Origin of the sequence: Janibacter limosus NBRC 16128, assembly GCF_001570985.1 — a bacterium.
GTDB lineage: Bacteria > Actinomycetota > Actinomycetes > Actinomycetales > Dermatophilaceae > Janibacter > Janibacter limosus.
Map to the genome: position 1 here is coordinate 1 of NZ_BCSS01000004.1, position 19520 is coordinate 19520.

General features: G+C 69.0%; 19 protein-coding genes. 12 read left to right on the plus strand and 7 right to left on the minus strand.

The window, feature by feature from the left end:
* Positions 1-88 precede the first annotated feature (88 nt).
* The 9 genes from dnaJ (at position 89) to JLI01S_RS02145 (ending at position 9071) form a co-directional block, all read left to right on the plus strand.
* The gene (dnaJ, locus tag JLI01S_RS02105; protein ID WP_068259197.1) at positions 89-1213 is read left to right on the plus strand and encodes a molecular chaperone DnaJ; all 1125 of its coding nucleotides are present in this window, start codon (positions 89-91) and stop codon (positions 1211-1213) included.
* A gap of 14 nt (positions 1214-1227) precedes the next feature.
* On the plus strand, positions 1228-1971 hold the full coding sequence (locus tag JLI01S_RS02110; protein ID WP_068259200.1) for a 16S rRNA (uracil(1498)-N(3))-methyltransferase: 744 nt from the start codon (positions 1228-1230) through the stop codon (positions 1969-1971).
* A complete protein-coding gene (locus JLI01S_RS02115) occupies positions 1968-2165 on the plus strand; it encodes a hypothetical protein (protein ID WP_068259202.1) in 198 nt (65 codons plus the stop codon). Before JLI01S_RS02110 ends, JLI01S_RS02115 begins: the two co-directional genes overlap by 4 nt.
* Before the next feature lie 60 nt (positions 2166-2225).
* Positions 2226-3278, plus strand: coding sequence for a PhoH family protein (locus JLI01S_RS02120; protein ID WP_068259204.1), 1053 nt, complete (start codon positions 2226-2228; stop codon positions 3276-3278).
* The gene (gene ybeY / locus JLI01S_RS02125) at positions 3275-3745 is read left to right on the plus strand and encodes an rRNA maturation RNase YbeY (protein ID WP_068259206.1); all 471 of its coding nucleotides are present in this window, start codon (positions 3275-3277) and stop codon (positions 3743-3745) included. Before JLI01S_RS02120 ends, ybeY begins: the two co-directional genes overlap by 4 nt.
* On the plus strand, positions 3742-5037 hold the full coding sequence (locus JLI01S_RS02130) for a hemolysin family protein (protein WP_068259209.1): 1296 nt from the start codon (positions 3742-3744) through the stop codon (positions 5035-5037). The genes ybeY and JLI01S_RS02130 overlap by 4 nt, the downstream gene beginning before the upstream one ends.
* Complete coding sequence (gene era / locus JLI01S_RS02135; protein WP_068259216.1) at positions 5034-5969, plus strand: GTPase Era; 936 nt, start codon at positions 5034-5036, stop codon at positions 5967-5969. The genes JLI01S_RS02130 and era overlap by 4 nt, the downstream gene beginning before the upstream one ends.
* A 216-nt stretch (positions 5970-6185) precedes the next feature.
* Positions 6186-7961: a BCCT family transporter gene (locus JLI01S_RS02140; RefSeq protein WP_174521300.1), complete on the plus strand. Its 1776-nt coding sequence runs from the start codon at positions 6186-6188 to the stop codon at positions 7959-7961.
* A gap of 72 nt (positions 7962-8033) precedes the next feature.
* Entirely contained in the window at positions 8034-9071 is a 1038-nt protein-coding gene (locus JLI01S_RS02145; protein WP_068259219.1) for an aspartate-semialdehyde dehydrogenase, read from the plus strand.
* A 119-nt stretch (positions 9072-9190) separates the two neighbouring features.
* Here JLI01S_RS02145 and JLI01S_RS02150 read toward each other — a convergent pair whose 3' ends face one another.
* The 5 genes from JLI01S_RS02150 to JLI01S_RS02170 all read right to left on the minus strand — a co-directional run bounded on the left by JLI01S_RS02150 (position 9191) and on the right by JLI01S_RS02170 (position 13299).
* Positions 9191-9766, minus strand: a complete 576-nt coding sequence (locus JLI01S_RS02150; protein WP_068259225.1) for a DoxX family protein — start codon at positions 9764-9766, stop codon at positions 9191-9193.
* 113 nt (positions 9767-9879) lie between these two features.
* Positions 9880-10272 (minus strand): universal stress protein, encoded by a 393-nt coding sequence (locus JLI01S_RS02155; protein WP_068259228.1) that lies wholly within the window; start codon positions 10270-10272, stop codon positions 9880-9882.
* Entirely contained in the window at positions 10269-11780 is a 1512-nt protein-coding gene (locus tag JLI01S_RS02160) for a tripartite tricarboxylate transporter permease (RefSeq protein WP_068259232.1), read from the minus strand. The genes JLI01S_RS02155 and JLI01S_RS02160 overlap by 4 nt, the downstream gene beginning before the upstream one ends.
* Positions 11780-12313: a tripartite tricarboxylate transporter TctB family protein gene (locus JLI01S_RS02165; protein ID WP_245634495.1), complete on the minus strand. Its 534-nt coding sequence runs from the start codon at positions 12311-12313 to the stop codon at positions 11780-11782. Before JLI01S_RS02165 ends, JLI01S_RS02160 begins: the two co-directional genes overlap by 1 nt.
* A complete protein-coding gene (locus tag JLI01S_RS02170; RefSeq protein ID WP_068259523.1) occupies positions 12310-13299 on the minus strand; it encodes a Bug family tripartite tricarboxylate transporter substrate binding protein in 990 nt (329 codons plus the stop codon). The genes JLI01S_RS02165 and JLI01S_RS02170 overlap by 4 nt, the downstream gene beginning before the upstream one ends.
* A 113-nt stretch (positions 13300-13412) precedes the next feature.
* Here JLI01S_RS02170 and JLI01S_RS02175 point away from each other — a divergent pair, with 113 nt between their 5' ends.
* The 3 genes from JLI01S_RS02175 to leuA all read left to right on the plus strand — a co-directional run bounded on the left by JLI01S_RS02175 (position 13413) and on the right by leuA (position 17622).
* Positions 13413-15020, plus strand: coding sequence for a sensor histidine kinase (locus JLI01S_RS02175; RefSeq protein WP_068259235.1), 1608 nt, complete (start codon positions 13413-13415; stop codon positions 15018-15020).
* Between the two features lie 13 nt (positions 15021-15033).
* Entirely contained in the window at positions 15034-15732 is a 699-nt protein-coding gene (locus tag JLI01S_RS02180) for a response regulator (protein ID WP_245634496.1), read from the plus strand.
* A gap of 153 nt (positions 15733-15885) precedes the next feature.
* Entirely contained in the window at positions 15886-17622 is a 1737-nt protein-coding gene (leuA, locus tag JLI01S_RS02185) for a 2-isopropylmalate synthase (protein ID WP_068259237.1), read from the plus strand.
* 124 nt (positions 17623-17746) lie between these two features.
* On the opposite strand, the gene JLI01S_RS02190 is transcribed toward leuA, so the two are convergent.
* Both JLI01S_RS02190 and JLI01S_RS02195 read right to left on the minus strand, forming a co-directional pair.
* Positions 17747-18751, minus strand: a complete 1005-nt coding sequence (locus tag JLI01S_RS02190; protein ID WP_068259239.1) for a DUF2157 domain-containing protein — start codon at positions 18749-18751, stop codon at positions 17747-17749.
* A 95-nt stretch (positions 18752-18846) separates the two neighbouring features.
* Positions 18847-19470: an alpha-ketoglutarate-dependent dioxygenase AlkB gene (locus tag JLI01S_RS02195; protein ID WP_068259241.1), complete on the minus strand. Its 624-nt coding sequence runs from the start codon at positions 19468-19470 to the stop codon at positions 18847-18849.
* Positions 19471-19520 lie beyond the last annotated feature (50 nt).

A 19520-nucleotide genomic window follows, 5' to 3' on the forward strand; every position in this document is an offset into this window, starting at 1 on the left:
CCGCCTATCTCTCGCGGATCGTGGACGCCTGACCGGCGTCCGCACCGCACACCAGCAATCCGAACCACGACCTACGAGGACGTCACGCGTGAACGACTACTACGAGGACCTCGGCGTCAGCCGCGAGGCCACGCCCGAGGAGATCAAGCGGGCCTACCGCAAGCTCGCCCGCACCCTGCACCCGGACGTCAACCCGGGCGCGGAGGCCGAGGAGAAGTTCAAGAAGGTCTCGCAGGCCTATGACGTGCTCTCCGACGAGACCAAGCGGCGCCAGTACGACATGGGCGGGGACCCCTACGGCGGCTCCCACGACGGCTTCGGCGCCGGCTTCACCTTCAGCGACATCATGGAGCAGTTCTTCGGCCAGGGCGCCGGCGGTGGGGGCCGCGGCCCGCGCTCGCGCTCCTCGCGTGGTCAGGACGGGCTCGTCGGGCTCGAGATCGACCTCGCGACAGCGGTCTTCGGGGGCCAGGAGGACCTGACGATCGACACTGCGGTGGTCTGCACCGGCTGCTCCGGTGACGGTGCCCAGCCCGGTACCGGCCGTCGACGGTGTGACACCTGTGGTGGTCGCGGTGAGGTGCAGCAGGTCCAGCGCTCCTTCCTCGGCCAGGTCATGACGAGTCGTCCGTGCCCGACCTGCCAGGGCTTCGGCGAGGTCATCCCCAACCCCTGCCACGAGTGCTCCGGGCAGGGACGCGTGCGCAGCCGCCGGACGATGAAGGTGCGCATCCCCGCCGGGGTCGACTCCGGCACCCGGATCCACCTCGCCGGCGAAGGGGAGGTCGGTCCCGGTGGCGGTGGCGCCGGCGACCTCTACGTCGAGCTGCGTGTGGCCGAGCACGAGACCTTCACCCGCCGCGGTGACGACCTCCACGCGTCCGTCGCGGTGCCGATGACGGCGGCGGCGCTCGGCGTGACGATGAGCTTTGCCACCCTCGACGGTGAGCAGGAGATCACCATCAAGCGCGGCACCCAGCCCGGTGACACGATCGTCCTGGACGGGCTCGGCGTCACGCACCTGCGTCACGAGGGCCGTGGTGACCTGGTCATCCACGTCGACGTGCGTACCCCCACCAAGCTCGACGCCGAGCAGGAGCAGCTGCTGCGCGACCTCGCGCGGGTCCGTGACGAGGAGCAGCCCGACGGCGAGCTCGACGACGTCGACTCCGGCTTCGTCGGCCGTCTGCGGCACGCCTTCAAGGGCCGCTGACCGGGCCACGTGCGATGACCGCACCGCTCTTCCTCGTCGACCCCGGCACCCTGGACGGCCTCGGGGTCGACGATGTCGTCGACCTGACCGGACCCGAGGCGCATCATGCGGCGACGGTCGTGCGCCTCGCCGTGGGGGAGGAGGTGCTCGTCGCAGACCGTGAGGGCTCTCGCGTGCTCACCACGGCCCAAGCAGTCTCCGGCGACCTCGTGCGGCTGCAGGTCGCAGCCCGGGTCGATGAGCCGGCCCCCGCCCTTCGCCTCACGCTGGTGCAGGCCCTGGCCAAGGACGGCCGTGACGAGGATGCCGTCGAGGCCGCGACCGAGCTCGGTGTGGACGGCATCGTGCCGTGGCAGGCGGACCGCTCGATCGTGCGGTGGAAGGGACCCAAGGCCGACAAGGGCCTGCGCAAGTGGACCAATGTCATCGAGCGGGCGGCCAAGCAGTCGCGGCGCGGCCGGTGGCCGCGACTCGGTGAGCTCGTCACCACATCGGGTCTGGTGGACCTGTGCGCGCCGGGGGTCACCCCCTTCGTCCTGCACGAGGACGCGACCATCCCGCTGGCCACCGTCGACCTGCCCACGGACGGAGAGGTCCTCCTGGTCGTCGGTCCCGAAGGGGGGATCTCGCCACAGGAGATCGAGCGCCTCGTCGCGGCTGGGGCAACCCCCGTGCGGCTGGGCTCGCAGGTCCTGCGGGCCTCCACCGCGGGGCCGGCAGCGATCGCCGTGATCAGCGCGAGGGGCCGCTGGCGGTGAGCCGAGCGTTCTACCGGTGGGGCGGAGGCACCGAGCAGGATCACGCCGCCCTGGCGTGGTTCTCCGGATCCGGGCCCGCTCGGATGGGAGCGCTGCGGGTCTCCGTGCGTGGCGGGATCGCGCCGATCGCGTGGGCCAAGGCGCTGGTGCTGATGGTCGCGGTCTGCGTGCTCATCGGGCTGCCGACCCGGTGACCCACAGGGGGGTCAAAGGGGTCGTCGAGTGGCGCACGCCCCCCGTAGACTGGGAGCACGATGCCTCAATCAGACCAACCTGACCTGCGCGCCCTCGACGCGATCTCCGACGACCCGCGTGCCGCCTCGCCCGGCAGTCCGGCCAGCATCCAGCAGACCATCGTCCTCCCGGACAATGTGGCGATGGTCAGCGTGCTCGGCCCGACCGACGAGCTGCTGCGCACGATGGAGCGGGCCTTCCCCAAGACCGAGATCCTCGTGCGGGGCAACGAGTTCCGCCTCGTCGGTCCGAGCGGTGACCTCGAGGTCATCGACCGTCTCCTCGACGAGCTGATGGAGATCGTCGAAGCGGGACAACCCCTCAACAAGGACGCGGTCGAGCGCTCGATCACCATGTTGCGCGGGCAGACGCGCGAGCGCCCGGCCGATGTGCTGACGACCAACATCGTCTCCAACCGTGGGCGCACCATCCGGCCCAAGACGCTGGGGCAGAAGCACTACGTCGACGCGATCGGCGACAACACGGTGATCTTCGGCATCGGACCCGCGGGCACGGGCAAGACCTACCTCGCGATGGCCAAGGCGGTTGCCGCGCTGCAGGCCAAGCAGGTCAACCGGATCATCCTCACCCGCCCGGCCGTCGAGGCCGGCGAAAAGCTGGGCTTCCTGCCGGGCACGCTCAACGACAAGATCGACCCGTACCTGCGCCCGCTCTACGACGCGCTGCACGACATGATCGACCCGGAGACGATCCCGCGACTCATGGCGGCCGGGACGATCGAGGTCGCGCCGCTGGCCTTCATGCGTGGCCGCACGCTCAACGACTCCTTCATCATCCTCGACGAGGCACAGAACACCTCGCCCGAGCAGATGAAGATGTTCCTCACCCGCCTCGGCTTCGGCTCCAAGATGGTGATCACCGGCGACACCAGCCAGGTCGACCTGCCCGGGGGGATGGAGTCCGGCCTCAAGGTCGTCCAGCGGATCCTCACCGATGTCGACGACGTGCACTTCGCCCATCTCGATGCGTCCGATGTCGTGCGGCACCGCCTGGTGGCGCAGATCGTCGGCGCCTACGACCGATACGACGCGACCAAGGGAGAGCGCCGATGAGCATCGACGTGCTCAACGAGACCGACCACGACGTCGACGAGGTCGAGTTCGTCGATCTGAGCCGCTACGTGCTCGAGCAGATGCGGGTCCACCCGCAGGCCGAGCTGTGCATCCGCTTCGTCGACGAGCCCACGATGACCGTCCTGCACGAGCAGTGGATGGACCTGGCCGGGCCGACCGATGTCATGAGCTTCCCCATGGACGAGCTGCGCCCCGGGCGGGAGGGCGAGACCTCCCTCGAAGGCGTCCTCGGCGACATCGTCGTCTGCCCCTCCGTCGCCGAGCAGCAGGCCGTGACCGCGGGCCACGCCGCCATCGAGGAGATGCTCTTGCTCACGACCCACGGGATCCTCCACCTGCTCGGCTATGACCACGCGGAGCCGGAGGAGGAGAAGGAGATGTTCGAGCTGCAGCGCCAGCTCCTGCTCACCTTCCTCGCCCGCCGCGGCCGGGAGGCCGACGGGTGACGACCCTGATCATCGGCGCGATCGCCTCGATCGTCGTCGCCTTCGTCCTCACCCTCGTCGATGCCGCCATCGGGTCGGCATCGCGAGTGGCCGCCGAGCAGGCGGACAGCGAGGGACGAAGGGGGGCCCCCGCCCTGCGCGAGATCCTCGCCGACAGCGCCGGTCCGATCTCCGTCATCGCCTTCCTGCGGGCCATCGCCGAGGCGAGCGCGGCGGTGCTCATCACCCTCGTCGTCGTCGAGGAGGTCGAGCGCACCTGGCTGGCGCTGCTCGTCTCCGCCGCGATCATGGTCGTCGTGACCTTCGTGCTCGTCGGGGTCTCGCCGCGGACCTTGGGCCAGCAGCACAGCACCGCGATCGCGCTGGCCGGAGCCCCCTTCGTCATCGTGGTGCGCCGGGTGCTCGGCCCGGTCGCCCGCCTGCTCGTGACCTTCGGCAATGCCGTGACGCCGGGTGGGGGCTATCGCGACGGGCCCTTCCGCTCGGAGGCGGAGCTGCGCGACCTGCTCGACCTGGCCGGGGAGTCCTCGCTCATCGAGGACGAGGAGCGGGACATGCTCCACTCCGTCTTCGAGCTCGGCGACACGATGGCCAGCGAGGTCATGGTCCCGCGGACCGACATGATCACCATCGAGTCGGACAAGCCGGCGCGCAAGGGCCTCAACCTCTTCATCCGCTCGGGGTTCTCCCGGGTCCCGGTCGTGGGGGAGTCCAGCGACGACATCGTCGGGCTGCTCTACCTCAAGGATGTCGTGCGCCGGATCCTCGCCGACGAGGAGGCCCGGGACATGCCCGTCGAGCAGTTCATGCGGCCGGCCCCCTTCGTGCCGGAGAGCAAGCCGGTCGACGCCCTGCTGCGGGAGATGCAGCGCGACCAGATCCACGCCGCGATCGTCGTCGACGAGTACGGCGGTACGGCGGGCCTGGTGACCATCGAGGACATCCTCGAGGAGATCGTCGGCGAGATCACCGACGAGTACGACCGTGAGGGGCCGGGGGTGCAGGACCTCGGGGACGGTCGCTACCGCGTGCCCGCCGGACTGCACATCGATGACCTCGGTGAGCTGTACGGCGTGGAGCTCGACGACGAGGAGGTCGACACCGTCGGCGGACTCATCGGCAAGATCACCGGACGCGTGCCCATCGTCGGCGCCCAGTGCGTGGTGGGCGACCTGACCCTCACGGCTGAGAAGATGTCCGGACGACAACACCGCATCGCCACCGTCATCGTCGAGCAGCTCGCGACGCAGGCCGCTCAGGACGGGCGCGAGCACGAGGAGATCGGGGCATGACCGTGGACCAGCCGGACGAGACCCAGTGGCACGCAGGTTTTGCCTGCCTCGTCGGACGTCCCAACGCGGGCAAGTCGACACTGACCAATGCCCTCGTCGGTGACAAGGTGGCGATCACCTCGAGCAAGCCGCAGACGACACGGCACGCGATCCGAGGCATCGTGACCCGGGAGCACCAGCAGCTGATCCTCGTCGACACCCCCGGGTTGCACCGGCCGCGCACGCTGCTCGGTGAGCGTCTCAACGACCTGGTGCGCGAGACCCTGCTCGAGGTCGACGTCATCGGCTTCTGCCTGCCTGCGGACCAAAAGGTCGGCCCCGGCGATGCCTACATCGCCAAGGACCTGGCCGAGCTGCAGCGGGCCAAGCGGGTGCCGGTGGTGGCCATCGCCACCAAGAGCGACAAGGTCGACCGTGAGCGGCTGGCCGAGCACCTCATCGCCATCGACCAGCTGGGGGACTGGGCCGCGATCATCCCCTGCTCCGCGGTGCGCGGGGACCAGGTCGAGGAGCTCTTCGGTGTGCTCGTCGAGCACCTGCCGACCTCGCCGGCGGCGCTGTACCCCGAGGGACAGCTCAGCGACGAGGACGACGACAAGATGATCGCCGAGCTCGTCCGCGAGGCGGCACTCGAGGGCGTGCGGGATGAGTTGCCTCACAGCCTCGCCGTGGTCGTCGAGGAGATCGTGCCGCGCGAGGGTCGACCTGAGGATGACCCGATGCTCGACGTGCGGGTCAATGTCTTCGTCGAGCGCGACAGCCAGAAGGCCATCATCATCGGACGGGGCGGATCACGCCTGCGTGAGGTGGGCACAACGGCCCGGGTCGGGATCGAGAAGCTGCTCGGGACCAAGGTCTTCCTCGACCTCCACGTCAAGGTGGCCAAGGACTGGCAGCGCGACCCGAAACAGCTGCAGCGACTGGGCTTTTGAGGTCACGAGTCGGTCACGAGCATTTGGGCGGGACCCGTCCAGTGGGTCAAAGTGGATGGTTGGGCAGCATGCTGCCTGTACCGCCATCTAGTGATGCTCAACAGCTGATACTCGTAACGACTGAAACTTGGGAGGAGCGGCCCGGACGAGTTCCTCGACCGGGCGTGACCCGACGTGACTGAATCTACGCAACCACCGACCCCTGGGGGCCGGCACGTGCCGCCCCGCGAGACGCGACGCGTCGACCACCCGGCCCTCGAGCCGCGGCTCGTGGCCAAGACCGACAAGCTCGGCCTCGACTACATCGTCTTCGGGGTGACCGCGGTGCTGGCCATCGCCTTCGTCCTCTGGGGCGTGCTGAGCACCGCCTCCCTCGCCAGTGCGTCGGCCTCCGGGCTCGACTGGGTCGTGACCAACACGGGCTGGCTCTTCGCGCTGGCCTCGACCGGCTTCGTCTTCTTCGTCATCTGGCTGGCCGCCAGCAAGTACGGCAACATCCCGCTCGGCGCCGACGGGGAGCAGCCGGAGTTCAAGACCATCTCGTGGATCGCGATGATGTTCTCCGCGGGCATGGGCATCGGCCTGATGTTCTGGGGTGCGGCCGAGCCGCTCGCGCACTTCCTCACCCCACCCCCCGGGACGGGCGCGGCAGGCAATGACCACGCCACGCGTACGGCGATGGCCACCACGCTCTTCCACTGGACCCTGCACCCGTGGGCGATCTACACCGTCGCCGGGCTCGCGATCGGCTACGGGGTCTTCCGCAAGGGCCGCGGCCTGACGATCAGCGCGGTCTTCGAGCCGCTCATCGGCAAGCGTCAGGTCGAGGGACCCGCGGGCAAGATCATCGACATCTTCGCCATCTTCGCCACGCTCTTCGGCTCCGCGACCTCGCTGGGCCTGGGGGCCCTGCAGATCGCCTCGGGAGTCAAGATCGTCGGCTGGGCCAACGAGGTCACCAACACGGTCCTCGTGCTCATCATCGTCGTGCTGACGATCTGCTTCATCTTCTCCGCCGTCTCCGGTGTCGAGAAGGGGATCCAGTGGCTGTCCAACACCAACATGGTGCTGGCCTTCGTCCTGGCCGCCTTCGTCTTCGTCGCCGGGCCGACGATCTTCATCCTCAACCTCGTCCCGACCTCGCTCGGTACCTACATGCAGCACCTCATGGAGTACTCGGCGCGCACCAACGCGCAGGGTGAGCCGGGCATGAAGGACTGGCTCTCGGGCTGGACGATCTTCTACTGGGCCTGGTGGGTCAGCTGGACCCCCTTCGTCGGCATGTTCATCGCCCGCATCTCCCGGGGCCGCACCATCCGCGAGTTCGTCACCGGCGTGCTGCTCGTGCCGAGCACCGTGAGCCTCGTCTGGTTCGCCATCTTCGGTGGCGCGGCCATCAAGGCCCAGGACATGGGCGTGCCGCTCGACAAGTTCGACGGGGGCGAGGAGAGCACGCTCTTCGCGCTGCTCGACTCGATGCCGTGGGCCGGCGTCACCTCGGTGCTGGTCATGGTGCTCGTCGCGATCTTCTTCGTCTCCGGTGCCGACGCGGCCTCGATCGTCATGGGCTCGCTCAGCGAGCACGGCACGCTCGAGCCCAACAAGCTCACGGTGATCTTCTGGGGGGTCGCGACCGGCGCTGCTGCAGCGATCATGCTCATCATCGGCGGCGAGGACTCGCTGACCGGTCTGCAGCAGGTGACCATCGTGGCGGCCCTGCCCTTCGTGCTGATCATGATCGGCATGGCGGTCTCGCTGATGAAGGATCTGAAGACCGACCCGATGGCGGTGCGCGGCGCGTACGCCCGCGCGGCGCTCTCGCAGGCGGTCGTCGCGGGTGTGACCGAGCACGGTGACGACTTCGTCCTGTCGATCGACCAGACCGCTCCCGGTGAGGGCATCGACCGGGACAAGGTCGCGCCGCTGACCACCGAGGAGGACGTCCCGGAGACCACCGAGGAGGACGTCTCGGTGACCGACACGCAGGCCTGATCCGGCCTGACCCGTGTCCGGGGCCTGAACACCGATGTGGGTGTTCAGGCCCCGACGCCTATCCTTGGGTGCATGCACATCGGAGTCTTTGGAGCCACCGGCCAGGTCGGAAATGTCATGCGCGCGTTGCTCGAGGAGCGGAACTTCCCCGTCACCTCGATCCGCTACTTCGCGTCGGCACGGTCCGCCGGGTCGACCCTGCCGTGGAAGGACCAGGAGGTGACGGTCGAGGACACCGAGACCGCCGACTTCTCCGGTCTGGACCTCGCGCTGTTTTCCAACGGAGGGACCGCGAGCAAGGAGTGGGCGCCCAAGGTCGCCGCTGCGGGCGCCATCGTCGTCGACAACTCGAGCGCATGGCGCAAGGACCCGCAGGTCCCGCTCGTCGTCTCCGAGGTCAACCCGGACGACACGGCTGATCTGCCCAAGGGCATCATCGCCAACCCCAACTGCACGACCATGGCCGCCATGCCTGTGCTCAAGCCGCTGCACGACGAGGCGGGCCTGGTCGCCCTGCGCATCGCGACCTACCAGGCCGTCTCCGGCTCCGGTGGCGCCGGTCTGACCGAGCTCGACAGCCAGCTGCGCGCCGGCTATGCGTCAGGCGACCCCAAGGACCTCGCCCTCGACGGGGCCGCGCTGACGCTGCCGGCGCCCCAGGTCTATGAGGTGCCGGTCGGCTTCAACGTCGTCCCGGTCGCCGGATCCGTCCAGGACGACGGCACCCTCGAGACCGACGAGGAGCAAAAGCTGCGCAACGAGTCGCGCAAGATCCTGCACCTGCCCGAGCTGCGCGTCTCCGGTACCTGCGTGCGTGTGCCGGTCTTCACCGGTCACGCCCTGGCCATCCACGCGGAGTTCGACCGCGAGATCACCCCGGAGCGGGCCAAGGAGATCCTCGAGGCCGCGGACGGCGTCGTCGTCACCGACGTGCCCAACCCGCTCGAGGCTGCCGGCAAGGACGATGTCTTCGTCGGCCGCATCCGCGCTGACCAGTCCGTCGTGGACGGCAAGGGCCTGACGCTCTTCGTCGTCGGTGACAACCTGCGCAAGGGTGCGGCGCTCAACGCCGTGCAGATCGCCGAGGCGATCGCTGCTCGCCAGGGCTGATCGTCCGCTGTTACTCGCTGCGCTGCGAGGGACGAGCCTCCAAGCGCAGCCTCGACACCGCACGAAGGGGGCCGGTCACCTTGATGGTGACCGGCCCCCTCGTCGTGCTCGGCGGGCGTTCAGCGCAGCCAGCCGTTGCCCACGATGCGGCCCCACCAGCGGCCCAGGCCCCACGTGTCGCCGGCGAGACCGTAGGCGCTGACCAGGAGGAGGACGGCCTCGATCCAGTGGCTGTCGGTCACGGGGTTGGTGAAGCCCATCCCGGCTTGGCCGATCGGCAGCTGGGCGAGGTACATGAAGGCGAGCAGCAGCGTGCCGCTCCATGCGGCGATCTTCAGCCCTGCCCCCGCGACCATCGCGACCCCGATGCCGAGCAGGCCGGCCATGAAGAGCCAATCCGCCCATGGTCCCGCGATGTTGGCGAAGAACGCGGCAGTCGGTCCCTCGAGGTTCTTCATGAACCCCTGGGCGGGGGCACCGCCGTTGATCCACGCGCGCTCGGACGGGGTGGTGAAGCCCAGCCCGAAGACCTTGTCGATGAAGGCCCACAGGAAGGTCCATCCGATGAGGATGCGTCCGCCTGCCAGGAGCCGCCGCAGGAGCGCGGAGGTGACGATGTCCTCCTGGTGACGGATGCCGCCGATCGCCTCGTGGTCCCTGTGGGCCGGACGGGTTTCGTTCAACAGTGATGCCATGCCACTCACAACATTCCCGGTTTGAGTCCAGCGGGCAATTCCTGCTGGTACTACCCAATGTAGTAGTGCGACTCCCATGGCGGTAGGGAGGGCACCCTCAGCGGCAGGGTGGATCAGCCGTGGGACTTGACCGCCAGCACCGGGCACGCCGCGTCGAGCAGGATCCGCTGGGCGGTCGAGCCGAGCAACAGCTTGCCGACGGGAGTGCGGTGGCGCAGGCCGATGACGATGAGCGAGGCGTCGACGCGCGAGGCCTCCGCGAGCACGAGGTCGGCGATGTCCGGGCCCATGGGCTGGGAGATCTCGAACTCGACGCCCGACTCCTCGAGGCGCTGCTGCAGCTCCTCGATCGCGGTGCCGGAGCCGTAGCGGGTGTCGACGAAGGCGTCGCCCTTGGTCGCGTTGACCAGGAGCACCGACTCGCCGCGCAGCCGGGCCTCGGCCAGTCCGCGATCGAACGCCTGGGTGCTGGCCGGATCCGGGGTGAATCCGATGACGATGGTCATGCTGATACCTCCGTGGTGGTGTCCTGGCGACGACCCCGGATGACTCCGGCGACCGTCATGCCGATGGCGCCGAGGGCGATGATGGCGTAGACGATGACCGCGGTGGGCTCGCTGACGAGGCCGCTCCAGTCGCCGCTCGACAGGAGCAGCGTCTTGCGCAGCCTTTCCTCGACGAGCGGACCGAGGATGACGCCGATGATCAGTGGCAGCACCGGGACGCCGAAGCGTCGCATGCCCAGACCGACGAGGCCGAAGAAGAGCAGCAGCGCCAGGTCGAACCACTGCAGGTTGACCGCGAGCGCACCCAGCGAGGCGAAGAAGAGGATGCCCGCATAGAGGTAGGGCCGCGGAGTCTGCAGGAGCTTGGCCCACAGCGGCGCCAGTGGCAGGTTGAGCACGAGCAGCAGGAAGTTGCCGATGAAGAGACTGGCGATGAGTGTCCACACGAGCGTGCTCTCCGACTCGAAGAGTGCCGGGCCGGGCTGGATGCCGTAGCCCATCATGGCCGCGAGCATGATCGCCGCCGTCGCATTGGTGGGGAGCCCAAGGGCCAGCATGGGCACGAGCGTGCCTGCGGCAGAGGCGTTGTTGGCGGCCTCCGGACCGGCGACGCCTTCGATGGCGCCGTGGCCGAACTCCTCCGGGTGCTTGGACAGCTTGCGCTCGGTGACATATGACAAGAAGGTCGGCAGCTCGGCGCCGCCGGCGGGGACGGCGCCGAAGGGGAAACCGAAGGCGGTACCGCGCAGCCAGGGCTTCCACGAGCGCTTGAAGTCGTCCTTGCCCATCCACGGCCGACCGACGGGGATGATCTCCTGCGGTCGACGCCGCAGGAAGGCCGCGACCCACAGCGCCTCGCCGATGGCGAAGATCGCCACGGCCACGACGACGATGTCGATGCCGTCACCAAGGAGCGGGATGCCGAAAATCATCCGGCTTTGTCCCGTGAGGCTGTCGATGCCGACGACGCCGATCGCGAGTCCGAGGAAGAGCCCGATGAAGCCACGCAGCTTGGAGCTCCCGAGGACTGCGGTGACGGCGATGAGCGCCAGCACCATGATCGCGAGGTAGGACGGGTCGCCGAGCTTGACCGCCTGGACGGCGATCCAGGGGGCGAAGAAGGTGAGCAGCGTGGTGCCGATGGCACCGGCGATGAATGAGCCGAACGCCGCCGTGGCCAGCGCCTGTGCGGCTCTGCCCGCCTTGGCCATCTTGTTGCCCTCGATGGCCGTGATGACCGATGAGGACTCGCCGGGGGTGTTGAGGAGGATCGAGGTCGTGGAGCCGCCGTACATGCCGCCGTAGTAGATGCCGGCGAACATGATGAAGGCGCTGGCGGGCTCGACGTTGTAGGTGATCGGCAGGAGCAAAGCCACGGTCATGGCCGGACCGATGCCGGGCAGGACGCCGACGGCGGTGCCGAGCAGGACGCCGACGCAGGCGAAGAGCAGGTTGGTGGGGGTGATGGCGGCACCGAAGCCGTCCATCAGGTTGTTGAGGTTGTCCATCAGAGGATCCCGTCCAGGATGCCCGCGGGGAGCGGGACGCCGAGGCCGACGTAGAAGGCGTAGAAGCTGCCGACGGACAGCGCGGTGCCGATGGCCAGGTCACGTAGCCAGGTTCGACTGCCGAGGGTCAGGGAGCAGCCGGCGAAGAAGAGCGCGCCGGCGATCGCCCAGCCGAGCAGGTCGACGGTGGCGATGAGGAAGACGAAGACGCCGACGAGTTTGGCCACGGTGAGCCACTCGGCCTTCTGGTCGAGGTCGACGTCCTCACCCCCTTCCTCCTCGGGGATGGAGCCGCGCAGGATCGCGATGCTCAGCAGGGCGGCGGTGAGGTAGAGCATTGCCGCGATGAACCAGGGGAAGATCTTCGGCCCGACCGGGTCGGTCTCGGCGAAGTCGTTGCGCAAGCCGGCCGCGTCGACGACGAGGATCGTCGCGACGATGACGAGGAAGGCCACGACGATGAACTGGGCCAGATCGCGCCGTCGCTCAGGGGTTGCAGTGGGTGGCATGGTGGTCTGGATCGTCTCGCTCACAGCAGGCCCAGCTCCTTCAGGGTCGTCTCCACGCGCTCGTCCTGCGAGCTGAGGAAGTCACCGAACTCGTCGCCGGTCATCCAGGCATCGGTCCAGTTGTTCTTCTTCAGCGCGTCCTTCCACTCAGCACTGTCGTGCATCTGCTGGAGCAGCTCGATGAGCTGCTCACGTCGCGCGGTGGGGATGCCGGGTGGCGCGAGGACGCCCCGCCAGTTGATGAAGGTCAGGTCGACGTCCGACTCCTTGAGCGTCGGCGCGTCGATGCCGGGCACCCGCTCCTCCCCGGAGGTCGCGAGGACCTTGACCTGCCCTTTCTTGATCTGCTCGGCGTACTCGCCGAGTCCGCTCATGCCGGCCTTGATCTTCGAGCCGAGCAGGGCCGGGAGGAGGTCGCCGCCGCCGTCGTAGGTGATGTAGTTGACCTCGCGGGGGTCGATGTCGACCGCCTTGGCGAACTCCATCGGGAAGAGGTGGTCGGGTCCGCCGGGGGAGGAGCCACCACCGATGCTCACCGCCTTGGGGTTCTTCGTCCAGGCGTCGATGAGGTCCTTGATGGTCTTGTACGGCGAGTCGGCCGGCACGATGACGCCTTCGGACTCCTGGATGAGTCGGGCGAGGGGCGTCATGCCCGAGACGCGAGCCTGCGACTTGTTGGTGAAGGTCGCACCGACGACGCCGAGCCCCATCGACATCATGAGGTCCTCGTTGCCGCGTTCGTTGGCCAACCGGGCCATGGCGACGGTGCCGCCGGCACCGATGACGTTGAAGACCTCGAAGCGGCTGGTGATCTCGGTGTCCTCCATGACCCGGACCGCAGCGCGACCGGTGAGGTCGTACCCGCCGCCGGGACTGTTGGGGATCATCATGCGCAGGCGCGCGGACCCGGAGTCATCGCCGCGGGTCACGCCGCACGCAGCGAGCGAAGGGAGGGCGAGGGCTCCGAGGGAGGCCATCAGCAGGGTGCGGCGTCGAGGGCCGGGTGACATGTCGGGCACGCCTTCGTGTGGATGGTGAAAGATGGGCACACCCCGATGGTGACCTCCTGCTGTGCCCCGCGTCACCATTGCGGTCACAAAGGAGGTTGTGGTCTTTGCGGTCCTTGACCCGACCCGTCCCGTCGTCCAGGCAGTGGAGCCTCGCGGCCCAGTTCCTCGTCTGGCAGCTGCTGGCGCTGCTGCTCGTGCTCAGCGTCGTCGCCGCCATCACCGTCCAGCAGTCCACCGAGGACTTCCGGTCCTCTCGCCAGACTCGGATGCTGGCTGTCGCCGAGTCGCTGGCGGCGACACCGGTGGTCCGCTCCGAGCTGGTCGACGGGGGCAACCGACGCGCCCTCGAGGGACAGATCGGGCGGGCCGCGAGCCTGTCCGGTGCGCGCCGGGTCCAGCTCGTGGGCCTCGACGGGCGGGTGGCAGCGTCCACGGATGCCTCGGAGACCGGGACGCCTGCGACCGTGGGAGCGCCGGTGGGCGAGGGGCGTTCCTGGTCAGGCGATCTGCGCATCGACGAAGAGGACACGGTCGGTGGGCAGGCCCCGGTGATCGGCGACGACGAGCGGGTCCTCGGGGCGGCTCTGGTCGTCGAGGACTACCCGTCGTGGTCGGAGAGGTTGCTCGACGCGGCTCCCGACCTGCTGCTCTTCCTCGGGGCGGCGGCGGCCCTGGGGGTGACCGGTGCCTTCGGCCTCTCCCGCCTGATCCGTCGACAGACTCGTGGGTTGGAGCCGGCAGCCATCGCTCGGCTCGCGGATCACCAGGAAGCCCTGCTCACCGGGATCCATGAGGGCGTCATCGGGGTCAACGGTGCGGGCATGATGACGCTGGTCAACACCTCCGCCCAGGACCTGCTCGGCCTGACGGAGCGCGACGTCGGCCGGTCGGTGACCGCCCTCGACCTGCACCACGGGGTGGCGGCCTTCCTCGCCGAGGGCGGGGACAGCGATCCCACGCTCATCGTCGTCGACGACCGCACCCTCGTGCTGACCCGTCGACGCACCTTCTTCGACGGCCGCGCGGTCGGCACGGTGACGACGGTGGTCGACCGGAGTGACCTGCTGGCGCTGCAGAGCCAGGTCTCGGCGCAGGCGAGCATCACCGACGCGCTGCGGGCGCAGACCCACGAGTTCGACAACCGCCTGCACACCATCTCGGGGTTGGTGCAGCTGGAGGAGTACGACGAGGTCGTCGCGCTCATCGCCGACGTCAACCGCAGACGCACGGAGATCAGCGACTCGGTGACCCGGTACGTGGAGGACCCGCGCGTCGCAGCGCTGCTCATCGCCAAGGTCACGGCTGCCTCGGAGGTCGGGATCGACCTGTCGATCGAGCCGGAGTCGAGCCTCCCACGGCTGGACCCCGCCACGGCGGCGGATGTCATCACCGTGATGGGCAACCTCATCGACAACGCGCTGGACGCCACGCGGGCCAATGGTGGTCATGAGTCATCGGTGCGCCTGACGGTGGAGCCGGGCGGAGGCCCTCGAGTGCGGGTCGCGGACACGGGCGCCGGGATCGCCCCGGAGGACGTCGAGCGGGTCTTCGAGCGCGGCTGGTCGACCAAGCCCACGGGCGCGGCCGGCCGCGGGATCGGGCTCGCCCTCGTCCAGGCCGTATGCTCCCGTGGCGGTGGCCGGGTGACGGTCATGCAGGGAGACCACGGCGCCGTCTTCACCGCATCCTTGGGTGGCGTCGGGCTCCGGGAGTCACGATGAGGGAGGTGCGCACGTGAGCGGCACCATTGACGTCCTCGTCGTCGACGACGACTTCCTCGTCGTCAAGGTGCACACCCGTTTCGTCGCCGGCGTGCCGGGCTTCCGGGTCGTCGCGACGGCCGCCTCCGGCCGAGCCGCACTGGATGCCGTACGCGATCACCGTCCCCACCTGGTGCTCCTGGATGTGCACCTGCCCGACATGACGGGCATCGAGGTGCTGCGTCGGCTGCGCGCCGAGGGCATCGAGGTCGGTGTGCTCATGGTGACCGCGGCTCGTGAGGTGGAGCAGGTCCGGGCAGCGCGCACCGGCGGAGCCTTCGGCTACCTGGTCAAGCCGTTCGGGCAGGCGGACCTCACCGCGCGTCTCGAGGACTTCCGGTCCGAGCTGCAGCGGCTGGAGCAGGTTGACGCGCAGGAGGCCGAGCAGGTGGACATCGACGCGATCTTCGGAGGTGCTCCGGGCCCGGGCGCACCACCGGCCCTCCTGCCCAAGGGGTTGAGCGCAGAGACGGGTGAGCTCGTCCTGGCCGCCGTTCGCGCGGCGGGGGACCTCTCTGCGAGCGAGTGTGCGGACATCGTGGGCCTGGCCCGGGTCACTGCCCGGAGGTACCTGGAGCACTTCGCCGTGACGGGCGTGCTCGAGGGGCGCCAGCAGTACGGCCGCGTGGGTCGACCCGAGCGGCGGTACCGCCCCCCTTCGTCCGCATCGTGACCCTCGTCATGCTGCGCGGATGCGAGGGGTATCGTGCTGGGTATGCGGACGGACCTCCTCCTTCTCTGCCGCGGCGAGGCCTGACACACGGCCACCTCGTCGCGGAGTTCGTGGTGCCGACCAGCACAGACCCCACGTGACGAAGGACGAACCATGATCCACTCCCAGCTGCCGACCTCGATGCCGGTGAGCAAGTACATCCCCTTCCAGGACCAGATCGCCGTCGAGCTGCCCGACCGCACCTGGCCCGATCAGGTGATGACCCAGGCGCCCCGCTGGTGCGCGGTCGACCTGCGCGACGGCAATCAGGCCCTCATCGACCCGATGGACGCCGAGCGCAAACTCACGATGTTCCAGCTGCTGGTCAGGATGGGCTACAAGGAGATCGAGGTCGGCTTCCCCAGCGCGAGCGAGACCGACTACAACTTCTGCCGCGAGCTCATCGACGGCGGGCACATCCCCGACGACGTGACGATCCAGGTGCTCACCCAGTGCCGCGACCACCTCATCGAGCGCACCTTCGACGCCATCGCCGGGAGCAAGCAGGCGATCGTGCACTTCTACAACTCGACCTCCGTGCTGCAGCGTCGCGTCGTCTTCAACTCCGACCAGGACGGCATCATCGACATCGCGCTGCAGGGCGCGCGGCTGTGCAAGAAGCTCGAGGAGACCATCCCCGACACGGACGTCTACTACCAGTACTCCCCGGAGTCCTACACCGGTACCGAGCTCGACTTCGCGGCGCGCATCTGCAACGAGGTCATCGACGTCATCGACCCGACACCCGACCACAAGATGATCATCAACCTGCCGGCGACGGTCGAGATGGCCAGCCCCAACGTCTACGCCGACTCGATCGAGTGGATGAGCCGCCACCTCGAGCGTCGCGAGTCGATCATGCTCTCCCTGCACCCGCACAACGACCGCGGCGAAGGGGTGGCTGCCGCCGAGCTCGGCTACCTCGCCGGTGCCGACCGGATCGAGGGCTGCCTCTTCGGCAACGGGGAGCGCACCGGCAATGTCGACCTGGTGACGCTGGGGATGAACCTCTTCAGCCAGGGCATCGACCCGCAGATCGACTTCTCCCAGATGGACGAGATCCGTCGCACGGTCGAGCACTGCACCCAGCTGCCCGTGCACCCGCGCCACCCGTGGGGCGGCGACCTCGTGTACACCGCCTTCTCCGGGTCGCACCAGGACGCGATCAAGAAGGGCTTCGAGGACATGGAGGTGCGCGCCAAGGAGGCCGGTACCGACATCAACGGCATCGACTGGGGTGTGCCCTATCTGCCGATCGACCCGCACGACATCGGCCGCTCGTACGAGGCGGTCGTGCGCGTCAACAGCCAGTCGGGCAAGGGCGGCGTCGCCTACCTGCTGAAGTCCGAGCACGGCCTGGACCTGCCGCGCCGTCTGCAGATGGAGTTCTCCTCCGTCGTGCAGCGCAAGACCGACGCCGACGGTGGCGAGATGAGCGGTCTGGCCCTGTGGGAGGTCTTCAACGACGAGTACCTGCACAGCGAGGACCGCGACGGCTGGGGCCGATTCCAGCCCGTGCGCACCACGCTGACCGGTGAGGACAGCGGCCTGGACCGGATCGAGGGACACATCCTCGACCATGGCAAGGAGATACAGATCGCGGGGAGCGGCAACGGCCCCATCGCTGCCTTCCTCGACGCACTTGCCCCGCTGGGGATCGACGTGCGGGTCCTCGACTACGCCGAGCACGCGCTGTCCGCCGGTGGCGACGCACGAGCAGCCGCCTATGTCGAGTGCGCGGTCGGCGAGCGGGTGCTGTGGGGTGTCGGCCTGCACGACTCGATCGTCAAGGCCTCGCTGCGCGCGATCCTCTCGGCGGTCAACCGCGCCGAGCGGGACGCCCAGGCCTGACCTGCGTCACCTGGGACCCAGGATTCTCGGGTGACCCGATAAACCTCGCCTTGGCAAGAGTTTGAAACTCTTGGCAAGGCGAGGTTTATCTTGTCGAGCGTGCTGGCGGTGATGCTCCGCCGGGTCAGGCGATCCGTCCGGGATCGCGTCGACGATGGATGGCGGCGCCCAGGAGACTGGTGAGCAGGAGCACCACGCCTGCCACGAGGAGCGCGCCGGCCGCGCCGAGCGACCCCTCGCCGAGGTCGAAGGCGGCCTGAGTGCTCGCTGCCGTCGCTGTCACGACGCCGACCGCCAGATGGGGCCAGGCCCGAGTCGCCGCGTATCCGGCGAGAGTCACGACGGCCAGCAGACCGAGGGCGATGTAGGCCGGCGTGAGGTTGTCCCAGACGCCGTACACCGCTTGGGCGGCACCTGCAGCGAGGGCTCCGGCGGTGAGGCGACCGGTCTGCCGCGTGTAGAGGTGACCCGACTCCGCGAGTGCGACGAGGGCCAATGCTGCGACCAGGAGCAGCCCGCTGAAGAGCGCGTAGCTGAAGGACCATTCCCGGCCGGTGGCCAGAGAGGTCCCGAGGCCGACCCATGCCCCGGCGCCGGCGAGCAGGCCCACGACAGTGGGGGAGAGCAGGTAGCCCAGCAGGAGGACGGTGAGGCCCACGCCGAAACCGAAGACCTCGATCCGCGGGCCTTCGTGGCCCAGCACCTGGGTGACGACGATGTGTGCGGCCCACCCTGCCAAGGTGCCGGCACCGACGAGCAGGGCGCCGGCCAACCGCCGACGCGCGTCGGCCCGGGACATGCGAATGCGCCTGGGGCCGTGGGCGAGCCCGACGACGGCCCCAGCCGCAGCCGCGAGGACCGCCGCCGCACCGGCCACGAGGCCGGCACGGGTGCCGGGGGACAGCCCAGACCACTGGGTGCCGACGAAGAGGGCTGCGGCGGTGAAGACGAGCACCCCACCGACATAGGCGCTGATCTCCCCGGCCAGACGGCCACGCCCGGTGCTGTCCTGATCGGTGCCGCTCATGACGGTGAGCGCACGGTCACGATCTGCAGGGTTGATGATGCCTGCGGCCACGAGCTCGTCGACGGCCGTCACCGTGTGGTCTGAGTGCGGATGAACGGACATGGGATCCTCCTGCCCTGATGGGGCTCGGACGAGCGCCATGACCCATCATCTCGGCACTGCGTCGCGAGCGGCATGGGTGGGATCACTCACCCGGTTCAGCGGACTCCGGCCACGCGGAACTGGATCGAGACGCGGGGTCCGACGGCGGCGCTCGTCTTGGGCACCGCGTGGTCCCAGGTGCGCTGGCAGGCGCCTCCCATGACGGCGAGGTCGCCGTGGCCCAGAGCGACCCGCTGCGAACGGCCACCGTCACGGGGGCGCAGGGACAGGTGGCGGGCCGAGCCCAAGGAGACGATCGCGACCATCGTGTCCTGATCGCGACTGCGCCCGATGCGGTCACCGTGCCAGGCGACGGAGTCCTCGCCGTGTCGGTACAGGCACAGCCCGGCGGTGACGAAGGGTTCGCCGAGCTCGGTGGCGTAGTGCTGCGAGAGCCGCTCGCGCATGTCGGTGAGCAGCGGGTGGGGGAGGCTCTCGCCTGCGGCGTAGAAGCAGGTCAGACGAGGGACGTCGACCACCGAGTCGTACATCTGACGGCGCTCGGCCCGCCACGGCACCTCGTGCAGGAGCGTCTCGAGCACCTGGTCGCTGCCGCAGGCCCACCCCGGCACCAGGTCGAGCCACGCCGTCTCGTCGAGGAAGCGTCGGTGACGCCGCTCGAGGTCGCCGAGGGTGGGGGACTCTGCCGTGTCGAAGAGCGAGGACTGGAGCGCCAGCATGCCTCGAGGCTAGCACCAGGTCGAACGCATGTTCGAGAGCGTGGCGTCGG

Coding starts and splice junctions, on each gene's coding strand:
- JLI01S_RS02110 (WP_068259200.1), top strand. CDS start 1,228: ATGACCGCACCGCTCTTCCTCGTCGACCCCGGCACCCTGGACGGCCTC.
- JLI01S_RS02120 (WP_068259204.1), top strand. CDS start 2,226: ATGCCTCAATCAGACCAACCTGACCTGCGCGCCCTCGACGCGATCTCC.
- ybeY (WP_068259206.1), top strand. CDS start 3,275: ATGAGCATCGACGTGCTCAACGAGACCGACCACGACGTCGACGAGGTC.
- era (WP_068259216.1), top strand. CDS start 5,034: ATGACCGTGGACCAGCCGGACGAGACCCAGTGGCACGCAGGTTTTGCC.
- JLI01S_RS02145 (WP_068259219.1), top strand. CDS start 8,034: ATGCACATCGGAGTCTTTGGAGCCACCGGCCAGGTCGGAAATGTCATG.
- JLI01S_RS02150 (WP_068259225.1), bottom strand. CDS start 9,766: ATGGCATCACTGTTGAACGAAACCCGTCCGGCCCACAGGGACCACGAG.
- JLI01S_RS02155 (WP_068259228.1), bottom strand. CDS start 10,272: ATGACCATCGTCATCGGATTCACCCCGGATCCGGCCAGCACCCAGGCG.
- JLI01S_RS02160 (WP_068259232.1), bottom strand. CDS start 11,780: ATGGACAACCTCAACAACCTGATGGACGGCTTCGGTGCCGCCATCACC.
- JLI01S_RS02170 (WP_068259523.1), bottom strand. CDS start 13,299: ATGTCACCCGGCCCTCGACGCCGCACCCTGCTGATGGCCTCCCTCGGA.
- leuA (WP_068259237.1), top strand. CDS start 15,886: ATGATCCACTCCCAGCTGCCGACCTCGATGCCGGTGAGCAAGTACATC.
- JLI01S_RS02190 (WP_068259239.1), bottom strand. CDS start 18,751: ATGTCCGTTCATCCGCACTCAGACCACACGGTGACGGCCGTCGACGAG.
- JLI01S_RS02195 (WP_068259241.1), bottom strand. CDS start 19,470: ATGCTGGCGCTCCAGTCCTCGCTCTTCGACACGGCAGAGTCCCCCACC.